General features: G+C 61.8%; 7 protein-coding genes. 5 read left to right on the top strand and 2 right to left on the bottom strand.

Translation table 11 applies throughout. The annotated features are described in order from the left end of the window. The first annotated feature begins 6 nt into the window (after positions 1-6). The 5 genes from AUJ55_01655 to AUJ55_01635 all read left to right on the top strand — a co-directional run bounded on the left by AUJ55_01655 (position 7) and on the right by AUJ55_01635 (position 8,474). On the top strand, positions 7-186 hold the full coding sequence (locus AUJ55_01655) for a hypothetical protein (protein OIO60978.1): 180 nt from the start codon (positions 7-9) through the stop codon (positions 184-186). Between the two features lie 11 nt (positions 187-197). Then, the gene (locus tag AUJ55_01650; GenBank protein ID OIO60977.1) at positions 198-1,592 is read left to right on the top strand and encodes a cysteine--tRNA ligase; all 1,395 of its coding nucleotides are present in this window, start codon (positions 198-200) and stop codon (positions 1,590-1,592) included. Between the two features lie 202 nt (positions 1,593-1,794). Next, positions 1,795-2,472: a hypothetical protein gene (locus AUJ55_01645; protein ID OIO60976.1), complete on the top strand. Its 678-nt coding sequence runs from the start codon at positions 1,795-1,797 to the stop codon at positions 2,470-2,472. Positions 2,473-2,650: 178 nt separating this feature from the next. Beyond that, the gene (locus AUJ55_01640; protein ID OIO60975.1) at positions 2,651-5,845 is read left to right on the top strand and encodes a hypothetical protein; all 3,195 of its coding nucleotides are present in this window, start codon (positions 2,651-2,653) and stop codon (positions 5,843-5,845) included. A 61-nt stretch (positions 5,846-5,906) separates the two neighbouring features. Continuing rightward, the gene (locus tag AUJ55_01635; GenBank protein OIO60974.1) at positions 5,907-8,474 is read left to right on the top strand and encodes an ATP-dependent chaperone ClpB; all 2,568 of its coding nucleotides are present in this window, start codon (positions 5,907-5,909) and stop codon (positions 8,472-8,474) included. A gap of 113 nt (positions 8,475-8,587) precedes the next feature. On the opposite strand, the gene AUJ55_01630 is transcribed toward AUJ55_01635, so the two are convergent. Both AUJ55_01630 and AUJ55_01625 read right to left on the bottom strand, forming a co-directional pair. Next, positions 8,588-10,720, bottom strand: a complete 2,133-nt coding sequence (locus AUJ55_01630; protein OIO60973.1) for a DNA helicase — start codon at positions 10,718-10,720, stop codon at positions 8,588-8,590. 8 nt (positions 10,721-10,728) lie between these two features. Next, positions 10,729-11,916 (bottom strand): AAA family ATPase, encoded by a 1,188-nt coding sequence (locus AUJ55_01625; protein OIO60972.1) that lies wholly within the window; start codon positions 11,914-11,916, stop codon positions 10,729-10,731. Positions 11,917-12,128 lie beyond the last annotated feature (212 nt).

Here is a 12,128-nt window from a genome sequence, read left to right as displayed (position 1 = left end):
GCCCCCGTGATCGATCTCATCAAAGGCTTCATCACCTACGGCTTTCTTGCCGTCATGTGCGGCTACTTTGGTTGGCAGTCCTACAACACCGAACCCCGCAGCGGTTGGCAGTGGTTCGGCGCCATCTTCTTCGCCGTGCTGACCATCCTGTGGTTGTGGATGTCGGTGCGCGGCCTTTTCGCCTGAAATCGGTCCCTATGCTGCTTTTCAACACCCTGACCCGCTCGCTTGAGCCCCTGCAAACCCTGGAGCCCGATCACCTCAAGCTCTACGTCTGCGGGGTGACGGTCTACGACCTGTCCCATGTCGGCCACGCCAGGGTGATGGCGGTGTTCGACACCCTAACTCGCCACCTGCGCGCCTCGGGCACACGGGTGACCTACGTCCGCAACATCACCGACATCGACGACAAGATCATCAAGCGGGCGGCCGAGCGGGGGATTGGCTGCCAGGCGCTGACCGAGGAGACCACCGCCTACTTTCAGCAGGACATGGCCGCCATCGGCTGCCTGCCCCCCGACGTGGAACCGACCGCGACCGGCCACATCGACGAGATGATCGCCTTGGTGCAGCGGCTTGAAACCCGAGGACTGGCCTACGTCGGCGGGGGGGATGTTTTCTTCCGGGTGCGCAAGTTTCAGGGTTATGGCTCGCTCTCAGGTAAATCGCTGGACGATCTGCAAGCCGGGGAGCGGATTGAGGTCAATCCCCATAAAGAGGATCCGCTCGACTTCGTTCTGTGGAAATCGGCCAAACCGGGGGAGCCACAGTGGGACTCCCCTTGGGGGGCGGGACGGCCTGGCTGGCATCTGGAGTGCTCGGCCATGTCGATGCGCTACCTGGGTGAGGTCTTCGATTTACACGGCGGCGGGATGGACCTGATCTTCCCCCACCACGAAAACGAGATCGCCCAAAGCTGCGGCGCCAGCGGCCACCAACACCTGGCCAACCATTGGATGCACGTCGGCTTTTTGCGTATCAACGAAGAGAAGATGAGCAAGTCGCTCGGCAACTTCTTCACCATCCGCGAGGTGCTGGCCCACTACCCCGCCGAGGCGCTGCGGCTGCTGCTGCTCTCGGCCCACTACCACGGGCCGCTCGATTACTCCGAGGGGCACATGGCACAAGCAGCGGCAGGGATGGAGCGGCTCTATGCCACCCTGCGCCGGACCGGGGTGGTAGGGGCGGCGGCAGCCAACCCCGACCCCTATAGAACCAACGACGCCTGGACCGCCCGTTTTAAGGCGGCGCTCGATGGCGACCTGAACACCGCCGAGGCGATGGCGGTGTTGCACGGGCTGGCCCACGAGATCAACAAACAGCTCGATGCGGGTCAAAGCCCCACCGCCGAGGTTGAGGCGCTGCGCCGTCTGGGATCGATTCTGGGTCTGCTTCAGAGCGACCCGGAATCGTACCTGCGTGGCGACGCCGATGCCGACGAGGCGACTTGGATCGAGGGGCTTATTCAAGAGCGCAACCAGGCCCGCCAAGAGCGCAACTGGGGGCGCGCCGACGAAATCCGCAAATTGCTCGCCGACGAAGGGGTGGTTTTAGAGGACGGCCCGGGGGGCACCACCTGGCGTAAGGGGTAAGACGGTCCCGCCGAACCGCGTCCTCCCCCTTTGTAGAGACCGTATCTGTTCGTGGCGTCCCTGACGCCGATTCATTGGGCGAAAAACCCACTAAGGAAGCGCCGATTCAAGGCTCCTGCCTTTTTCAGCAGGGCTTCGGTTTTTGCGTAGCGTGCTGACTCAAGGCAGGAGCCTTGAATCAGCGTTTCCCTAAGGAGCCCCCATGGGCACGGATACCCACCAAGGACACCGCCAACGGCTGCGCACCCGCTTTGTGCAGGGGGGGCTCGACGGTTTTCACGACTACGAGGCGGTCGAGCTGCTGCTGACCCAGGCGATCCCCCGGCGCGACGTTAAGCCGCTGGCCAAGGATCTCGTCGCCCGTTTCGGCTCGCTGCGCGGGGTGTGCGACGCCCCCTGGGGGGAACTGGCGCAGACGCCTGGCTTGGGGGAGGCGGGGGCCACGGCGCTCAAAATTGTGCGTGCCGCCGCCGAGCGGATCCTCTTTGAACAAGCGCTGGGCAGCGACCCGATCGAAACCCCCGAGGCGGTGGTCGCCTACCTCAACCTGCATCTGGGGGGGCTGTCCGAAGAGCGATTTGCCGTTCTTTTGCTCACCCAGGCCCACCGGGTTTTAGGGATCGAAACCATCGCTCTGGGGGGGATGGCCTCGGCCCCGGTCACCCCACAACGCATCTTTGCCGCCGCCTTCCGAGCCGGTAGTCCCGCCTTGATCTTGGTTCACAACCATCCAGGGGGCTCCCAAGATCCCTCGCCCCAAGACCTGGCCCTCACCCACCGCGTGGTCACCCTGGCCGAAGGGCTCGAAATCAGGGTTCTCGATCATCTGATTGTCACCCGGCAGGGCTGGACCTCGTTGGCTCGCCGTGGCTTGATGTAGCCTTTAGGGAAACGCTGATTCAAGGCTCCTGCCTTTTTCAGCAGAGCTTCGGCGACGGAGTCGCCTCCTACGTTCCTGATTTTGGCGGCCCATCCCTGGGCCGCACAGAAACGCCGCATCAACCACCGCTTCCCTTCCCTCGCCGGGAAAGCTGGATTTCGCGCCCCAAGGACTGACCATGCCCCGTTCCATTACCTTGGCCGATCTGGCTCGGCACATCCCCTCGATGATCGCGGCCCTCGACGCACAGGGGTGCTGGGTACGGTTCAATCCCGCCTGGCTCGCCTTTCGGGGCACCACCGCCACCCAGGAGCTGGCGCTGGCGGCTACGGCGATCCACCCCGAGGACCGCCCCCAGGCCGAAGAGCAGTTACGCCAAGCGCTGCACGACCCAGCCCCCTTCAGCCGCCGCTACCGCCTGCGTCGCCACGACAACCAGTTCCGTTGGATTGAAGAGCGGGGCGAACCGTTGCTCGGCAAGGGGGGCCACCTGCGCGGCATGATCCTGACTGCCCAGGACATCGACGATCAGCGGGACACCCTCGAACAGTTGCAAGAAAACCACGCGCTGTACCACCGGATGTTCCGCAATAACCAAGTGATTAAGCTGCTGATCGACCCCAGCGACGGCACCATCGTCGATGCCAACGAGGCGGCCAGCGCCTATTACGGCTATCCCCGCGACCGCCTGCTGCAACTGAACATTTCAGACATCAACACCCTGCCCCCCACAGCGGTCGCAGCCGAAATGCAGCGGGCCAAAAACAAGGAGAAGACCTACTTCAGTTTTCGTCATCGCTTGTCTTCGGGGGAGATCCGCGATGTTGAGGTTTACTCAGACCCCATTGCCCTAGGTAGCCGTACCCTGCTGTTTTCGCTCATCCACGACGTCACCGAACGCACCCGAGCCAAACGCGCCTTAGAACTGCGCGAGGAGCAGCTCACCACCCTGGTTGAAGCGACCCCCGACGCCATCTTTTTCAAGAACGGCGAGGGGCACTGGTTGCTGATTAACCAAGCGGGGCTGGCCACCATGGGGATGGAGGGAACCGATTATCTGGGCAAGGGGGATCGCGACTTCGCCGAGCTTTATCCCGAATCTCGCGAAGCCTTTTTGGCCTGTGTCGCCTCCGACGAGAAGGCCTGGCAAGTGGGAACAACCTCCCAGGTCGAGGAGCAGGTTCCGCAGAGCGACGGAACCATGGGGATTTTCGACGTCATTAAGATCCCCCTTTTTCACCCCGACGGCAGCCGCAAGGGGCTGGTCATCATCGGCCGCAACGTCACCGACCGGGTGCGGGCCGAGGAGCGGATCCGCACCAGCGAACGGCGCTACCGCTCAATCATCGATACCTCCTCCGAAGGATTTTGGGCCGGAGACGAAAAAGGGGTGACCGTCGGGGTGAATCAGGCGCTGTGCTCCATGTTGGGCTACCACCCCGATGAGATCATCGGACGCCACGCCACCCTTTTTGCCACCCAGGAGGGGTCGCGTGAGATCCAAAACCAACTCGACGAGGCCAGCCAAACCCAGCACCGTACCTACGAAACCACCTTACAAACCAAAGATGGTCGACCGCTGTTCGTGCGCATCAACGCCACCACCCTGACCGCACCGGGGCCGGAGGATCCCCGCTCGTTTGCCTTCATCACCGATCTAACCGAGCTACGGGCCAAGGAACAAGAGCTGCAACTGGCCGCCAGGGTGTTCGAGTACAGCCTGGAGGGGATCATGATTTCCGACGCCGATCAAAGGATCGTCGTGGTCAACAACGCCTTCACCGACATCACCGGCTACACCGCCCAAGAGGCCATCGGGCAAACCTCGGCATTGCTCCATTCCGGCCACCACGACGAATCCTTTTATCAGGCAATGAACCAGCAGCTGCTGGAACAGGGCTCTTGGCAGGGGGAGATCTGGCATCGACGCAAATCGGGGGAGATCTACCCCGAATGGCTGGTCGTCACCGTGGTGCGCGATGACAGCGGAGCGATCACCCACTATGTGGGGATGTTCACCGACATCACCGCCCGCAAAGAGAGCGAAATCCGCCTCAATTATCTGGCCAACCACGACACCCTGACCCGACTGCCCAACCGCACCTTCTTCCTCGACCGGCTCGATCACGCCATCGCTCACGCACGCCGCCACGGGCACTGGCTTGCGGTGATGTTCCTCGATTTGGATCGCTTCAAAGTCATCAACGACACCCTGGGCCACGCCCTGGGCGACATGTTGCTGCTGGAGGCGGGGCAGAGGCTGCGTCGCATCATCCGCGAAGAGGACACCGTGGCCCGGTTGGGGGGGGATGAGTTCGTGATCCTGGTTGAGGAGGTTATCGACACCCAAGCTACCGCCGCCGTCGCCGCCAAGGTGCTGAACATCTTCGCCGACCGTTTTCTGGTCGAGGGGCAAGAGGTCTTCGCCAGCACCAGCATCGGCATCAGCCTCTACCCCGACGACGGTCAGGATGGCCAAACCCTGCTGCGTAAGGCCGACGCCGCCATGTACCAAGCCAAAGAGGCGGGGCGCAATACCTACCATTTCTATTCCCCCGACCGGCACGGCACCGCCTACGACCGACTGACCCTTGAAAACGCCCTGCGCAAAGCACTACGCGGCGGAGAGCTCTCCTTGGTGTATCAACCCCAGGTGTCGGGGCTCGACGCCACGTTGGTCGGGATCGAGGCGCTGGCCCGATGGAACCACCCCGAGCGCGGCCCCATCCCTCCCGCCCATTTTATTCCCATGGCCGAGGAGGCGGGGCTGATCATCCCCATCGGTCGCTGGGTGCTGCATACCGCCTGTGCCCAAATCCGGGCCTGGCTCGACGAGGGGCTCGACTGCCCCAAGGTTTCGGTCAACCTCTCGGCCCGGCAATTCCGAGACCAAGGGCTAAAAACGATCATTGCCGAGGCGCTGGATGCCTTCGAAATCCCGGCCCACTACCTCGATCTTGAGATCACCGAGGGGACGTTGATGCAGCAGGCCGAGTCGACCCAGCACATGCTCGAAACCCTCAAGGGGATGGGGCTGACGTTGTCGGTCGACGATTTCGGCACCGGGTATTCCTCATTGAGTTACCTCAAACGCTTCCCCCTCGACATTCTCAAGATCGACCAATCGTTCGTGCGCGACGTCGACCACGACCCTGAAGATTCCGCCATCGTCACTGCCATCGTCGCCATGGCCCACTCCCTGAAACTGACGGTGGTGGCCGAGGGGGTCGAGACGGCAGAGCAGGCGGCATTCCTGTGTTCGCTGGGCTGCGACGCCATGCAGGGCAACCATTTCCACCCTCCCCTATCGGATCTTGAGATCACCTCCCTATTGCGCGCCAGGGGGGGGCTGCCCCCACTCTGCGGGGATTGACGCCCCCACCCCAGGCCCTAGATGGAGGGGACGTCCCGAACGACCCCACCAAGGAGCCCGTATGAACCCCGACCGCATGACCCGCAAGGTCCAGGAAGCCCTCGCCCAATCCCAGGCCATCGCCGGACGCATGAACCATCAGGCGCTCGAACCCGAGCACCTGCTCGCCGCTCTGTTCGAACAAGAGGGGGGGATCGTCCGCTCGCTCATTCAGGCCGCCGGGGGCAGCCCCGCCCCGATTCATACCGCCCTCGACGAAGCGTTGAACAAACTGCCGCAGATCAGCGGCGGCGGGCAAATCTACCTGGGCAACCGACTCAATCAGGTGCTGGGCAAGGGTGACGAACTGGCCAAAAAGATGAAGGACGACTTCATCGCCAGTGAGCACCTGCTTTTGGTCATGTTCCAGGACGCCGCCTTGAAAACGGTGCTGGGCAAGGGGGGACTCACCGAAGAGGGGCTCAAGGGGGCCATCGACAAGATCCGGGGTGGTCGCAAGGTCACCGACCAAGGGGCCGAGGATCAATATGAGGCTTTGAGCAAATACGGCCGCGACCTGACTGAAGAGGCGCGCAGCGGGAAACTCGACCCGGTGATCGGCCGCGACGAAGAGATTCGCCGTGCCATTCAGGTGCTGTCGCGCCGCACCAAAAACAACCCGGTGTTGATCGGCGAGCCGGGGGTCGGCAAGACCGCCATCGTCGAGGGGATGGCGCAGCGCATCGTCAACGGCGACGTCCCCGAGGGGCTGAAAAACAAGCGGCTCATTACCCTTGATCTAGGCTCGATGATCGCCGGAGCCAAGTTCCGGGGAGAATTCGAAGAGCGCCTGAAGGCGGTGCTGCACGAGGTCACCCAGGCGGCGGGGGCGATCATTTTGTTCATCGACGAGCTGCACACCCTGGTCGGGGCAGGTAAGGCCGAGGGGTCGATGGATGCGGGCAACATGCTCAAACCGGCGCTGGCGAGGGGCGAGCTGCACATGATCGGTGCCACCACGCTCGACGAGTACCGCAAACATGTCGAAAAAGACGCCGCGCTTGAACGCCGTTTTCAGCCGGTGTTTGTGGGCGAACCGACGGTGGAAGACACCATCGCCATCCTGCGCGGCATCAAAGAAAAGTACGAAATCCACCACCATGTGCGCATCACCGACCCCGCTATTGTGGCGGCTGCCACCCTTTCAAACCGCTACATCACCGACCGCCAGCTCCCCGACAAAGCCATCGACCTGATCGACGAGGCGGCCAGCCGTCTGCGCACCCAGATCGACTCCAAACCGGCGCCGCTGGACGAGGCCGAGCGCAAGCTGATTCAGCTCAAGATCGAGCGCGAGGCGCTTAAAAAAGAGAGCGACGCCGCCTCCAAGGAGCGCTTTGCCAAGATCGAAACCCAGATTGCCGCTTTGCAGCAGGATTTCGACGATCTTTCGAATCGCTGGGCCGCCGAGAAAGGGAAGATCGGCTCGGTGAACAAACTGCGCGAGGATCTCGAAAAAGCCCGCATCGAGCTGGAGCAGGTGCAGCGGCGTGGCGACCTGGGGCGTGCCGGTGAGCTGACCTATGGGGTCATTCCTGAGCTAGAGCGCAAGCTCGGTGAGGCCGAAACCGGCAACGGCCAAGATACCCTGCTGCGTGAAGAGGTCACCGACGAAGACATCGCCGAGGTGGTGAGCAAGTGGACCGGCATCCCCGTCTCGAAAATGCTCGAAGGGGAGCGCGACAAGCTGCTGCGTATGGAGGATCGCCTACAAAAGCGGGTCGTGGGGCAGGATGAGGCGCTACGAGCGGTCGCCAACGCGGTGCGCCGGGCGCGGGCCGGTTTGCAAGATCCCAATCGCCCCCTGGCCTCTTTTATGTTCCTCGGCCCCACCGGGGTCGGCAAAACCGAGCTCACCAAGGCGCTGGCCGAGTTCCTCTTCGACGACGACCAGGCGATGGTCCGCATCGATATGAGCGAATTCATGGAAAAACACTCGGTTTCGCGCCTGCTCGGCGCCCCCCCCGGCTATGTCGGTTACGAAGAGGGGGGCGTCCTCACCGAAGCGGTGCGTCGCCGCCCCTACGCGGTGGTGCTGTTCGACGAGGTCGAAAAGGCCCACCCCGAGGTCTTCAATGTGCTGCTCCAGGTGCTCGACGACGGACGCCTGACCGACAGCCAAGGGCGCACGGTCGATTTTCGCAACACCGTCATCATCATGACCAGCAACCTGGGCTCGGACCGCATCGGTCAATTCACCGACGAGGCGAGCTACCGGCAGATGCGCGAGTCGGTGATGTCGGTGGTCAACGGTCATTTCCGCCCCGAGTTTCTCAACCGGATCGATGAGATCTTGATCTTCCACCGTCTGGCGCGGGGCCATATGGCCAAAATCGTCGAGATTCAGCTGGCCCGGCTACGCAAGATTTTGCTCGATCGCAAGATCACCCTCGAATTGAACGACGAGGCGGTGGGATGGCTGGCCGAACACGGTTTTGATTCCGCCTTCGGCGCCCGACCTTTGAAGCGTTTGATCCAGCAGGCGATCCAAAACCCCCTGGCCATTGCGTTGCTGGAGGGCAGCTTCCGCGATGGCGACACCGTCCGGGTGATTGTGGATGGGGGGGAGTTGGGGTTTGAGAAGGGGTGAGGGGAGCAAACGAAGAGCCACTGACCAAAGTCGGTCATGGCTCTTCGTTTGCCTGTTGCAAAAAAGGGCACTCGACCGCGCCATGTGTTGGTTACAACGCAGACCGCCGAAAATTACAAAAACCTCCCCGTTGTAATGCCCAAGTCGTCCAGAAACTCCGAGACAGGCCGCACCCCACTCACCAGCAACTGATCCCTGGCACGGGTACACGCCACATAAAGCAGATGGCGCTCGGTGTTGTAGACCTCCTCCAAATCGGCATCGTCGGCCACCGCTTCAATCCGTGTTTGCAGCGGGATCACTTCATCATCGCAGGCCATCACCACAACGGCCCGGAACTCCAGACCTTTGGCCAGGTGCATGGTGCTGATGGAGGCCTGGCCGCTGACCGTTTCAACATGCTCATCAAGCACCCTGAACGGCAGCCCAGCCTTGTCGACTGCGGCACGGGCGCGTTCCAGTTCGGCATCCGAGCGCACGAATACGCCGATTTCATGGGAGGCCACGCCCTCTTTGCTGCGTGATGCCAGCCAAATGCCGACTGCCTCAATTTCTGCCTCTTCACTCTCGAACGTGGCAACAACCGGCGACGGCCCGTTGAATACGGAAACCGTCCCGCGCCGTTCTTCCTTGTTGCCATCCACATCAGAAATTTCCGGCCCCAGGAGCTGGTCGGCCTGCACCCTGATCTGGTGCGAAGTGCGGTAATTGATGTGCAGGGTGCGCGAACGCCCGCGTACATCCACGCCCAGCGACTTCCAAGAAAACGGCTGCTGAAAAATCCGCTGCCCCAGGTCGCCAGCAAAAAAAAGGCTGTTCGGTCGACCCAGGCCCATCGTTGCGCCCATGGCGGCCAGGAAACGCAACTGCGCGACGCTGACGTCCTGCACCTCATCGACCACGACGTAGTCGAAGGGGGGATGTTTGCGCTGCGCCAAATGGGTGGCCAGTTTGCTGAACATGGATGCATGGGTGAGCAGGCCATCCGCCTTCAGACGCGTGCGAACCGCATCGAAGACCGACCAAAACACGGCACGTTGCTGCTCCGGCAGGCGGGTTTTTCTGCCCAAGCGCTTCACATCGCGATAGGCCTCCCAGCCATCCAGTTGCCAGGCATCGACCAGGTCTTCCCATTCCGTCAGCAGAAAGTTGACGCTGAATTTAAGGCCCGGGTTTTCCTTTGCCATCAACTGGTTAACGGCTTCTGTCATGAAGCGCTTGATCACCTCCCGCGCGGCAATATGTGGCCGCCCGAATTGCTGTTCATAGAGCCGTTCGCCAATGGCATTCATGGCATGCACTTCCAGCCGCTCCGCCAAACGGGGTTCGTTGCTGATCAATCGCCGGAGCTTGGCACGCAAGGCATTGGCCAGGGTTTCCGAGAAGGTAGCCAGCAACACGCGGGCTTCGGGCTGACTGCGTGCCAGAAAAACAGCGCGATGCAGCGCGACGATGGTCTTGCCCGTACCGGCCGAACCGGCAATCCGCACAGGTCCGCTGTAGTCGCGCTCCACCCACTGCCGTTGGGCCGGGTGCAGGAAAACCGTCCACTTTTCCCAAGGAAACGCCAGGGCACGTTCCAGTTCTTCCACATCGTTCATGACCCGGAAGCGGCGCTGCGCGTCGGGATGGCTGAAGGGATCAACCCCCGCCGTCGGGGGTGTCACTTGCGGCTTGCCGCCGGTGGCAAGTTCCAACAGGGCCTCGGCCGCCTCGGCTGGTAGATGGTCGGCCAGCTCCAGAAGGCTGTCCTCGTCGGCCTGACGTACATCGGCCAGCCATTCCACGGGAACGCCATAACCCAGCAATTCATCGTCAGTCCGGCCTGAAAACAGCGGCGGTTTTGCGTGGCTGGATGCAGCCACAGGGATGGAGGTTTCCACCTCGGCCCGATAGGGCCCCCGCACCTCCTCCACCCGTTCGCGGATTTCCACCCACTGGGCCGCCCCGGTTTTGGGATGGGTTTCCAGTTTGCGGCGACTGGCCCAGTCATAGGCCTTGTCGTGGTGATCCACATAGCACAGCAACAAGCTGGCTTCGGTGCGATGCACGATCAGCCGAATATCGCTGCTAACCCGCACCGACCAGAAGTTCTTGTCCCGCGCCTTGTCCAGCTTGTGGAAACTCATGCCCGGATTGGCCGGGTTCAGTTGCAGGTCGAAGGCGGTCGTCTTGACGGCCTTCTGCTCCTCGCCGGTCAGACGGGCAAGGCTGTCGGTGAAGGTATCGGCAATGCGCAAGTCCATGGGCGGTTTCAACCGGGAATAAATTCGGGGATGGCGCGAATCATGAACTCATCGAACAGCGGCACAGTGAATGCCATGTCGCCGTGCGCCGGGCTGTAGATCATTCCCTTCTTGATCAGCTTGGAGCGAGCCGGACCTATCCCTTTGACCGACATGCCCAACACGGTGGCGATGTCGCCGGTGCGATGGTGTTCGGGGCCAAGATGGGCCATCGCACGCAAAAAGTTCTTCTCCCCCGGTGTCAGTCGATCAAAGCGCACCCGGAAAAAATTCTTGTCGAGCCGACGGATCACCTCTGGCGTAGCGGCCTGCACGGTCTGCAAGGTAATTGGACTCGCCGCCGCGATATTCCAGGATTGGTAACCCCATTCCTGAATGAAGTAGGGGTAACCGTGCGTCAGGTAGAACACCTCTTGCAGCGCATCCTCCTGGAATTCGACACCCGCTTCATGGGCTGGATCGCGTAATGCCTTGGCCGCGTCCGCTGCCGACAGCGCCCCGATGTCCGGGAAATTGAACAACCGTTCGGCATACGACTTCGATTCCCCTGCCATACCGGGAAGTACCGGCAAACCGGCGGCGAGCAGCACCAGCGGCAACTGCTTCTGCTGCATCTTGTGCATCGCCATGATGAGAGCCCCCAGTTCCTTCTGGCTCAGGTACTGGATTTCATCCACCAGGATGGCCACGGCGCTCTGGCGCTCTTGCGCCGCCTCGGCGATGGCCACAAACAGATTCGGCAGATCGATTTCCAGATCGCCGCTATCGGCCGTGCCTTTGGCCGGCTCGATGTCCAACCCCAGCGCCACATCGCCCACCGTCAGCTTGATGCTGCCGATAAAACTGCGCAGCACCGCCAGCCCGCGTTTGACCTTGTCGCCCCCTCCAGCCACCCGATCCAGCTCGTAAAGCAGTCCTCGCAGCGCGGGGTAGATGAGCTCGCCCAGCGGCTTTTCCTCCTGCGCTTCCAGCAAAATCGTCTGATAGCCAACGGCCCTCGCCATCCGCTCGATTTCGTTCAGCAGCACGGTCTTGCCCACACCACGCAAGCCAGTCAGTAGCAGACTCTTTTCCGGACGTTTCTGCTTCACCCGCCCCAGCAGAATACGTGCTTGCTCGATCAGTGGGTCGCGCCCGACCAATTCGGGCGGTGGCGCACCCTCACCGGGAGAAAAGGGATTTTTGATCGGGTCCATAGGTGCCTCTAGCCAGTTCTAGGTGGTTCTATCTAAAAACAGTTAGACATATTTAGATGTTGTTAGATATTCCCGGGGCAACTTGATCACCCCGCTCATTGACGACCTTCCCCACGATCCACCAAGCCCCGTCTTCACCGCCCACTGCTTCACCGTGCGGTCGAAATCCGATTCGAAACGCTTGGTAGATGAGGAATTGGTGGCGGTCGGCC

The organism is Proteobacteria bacterium CG1_02_64_396, assembly GCA_001872725.1.
In the GTDB taxonomy this organism is placed as follows: Bacteria; Pseudomonadota; MNWR01; order CG1-02-64-396; family CG1-02-64-396; genus CG1-02-64-396.
The sequence above is the reverse complement of the archived record's forward strand: the minus strand, read 5'-3'. Positions and strand labels throughout refer to the sequence as shown.

What these genes read in the sequence shown, in the direction of transcription:
- AUJ55_01635 (OIO60974.1), top strand. Translation starts at nt 5,907, where the DNA reads ATGAACCCCGACCGCATGACCCGCAAGGTCCAGGAAGCCCTCGCCCAA.
- AUJ55_01645 (OIO60976.1), top strand. Translation starts at nt 1,795, where the DNA reads ATGGGCACGGATACCCACCAAGGACACCGCCAACGGCTGCGCACCCGC.
- AUJ55_01640 (OIO60975.1), top strand. Translation starts at nt 2,651, where the DNA reads ATGCCCCGTTCCATTACCTTGGCCGATCTGGCTCGGCACATCCCCTCG.
- AUJ55_01650 (OIO60977.1), top strand. Translation starts at nt 198, where the DNA reads ATGCTGCTTTTCAACACCCTGACCCGCTCGCTTGAGCCCCTGCAAACC.
- AUJ55_01625 (OIO60972.1), bottom strand. Translation starts at nt 11,916, where the DNA reads ATGGACCCGATCAAAAATCCCTTTTCTCCCGGTGAGGGTGCGCCACCG.
- AUJ55_01630 (OIO60973.1), bottom strand. Translation starts at nt 10,720, where the DNA reads ATGGACTTGCGCATTGCCGATACCTTCACCGACAGCCTTGCCCGTCTG.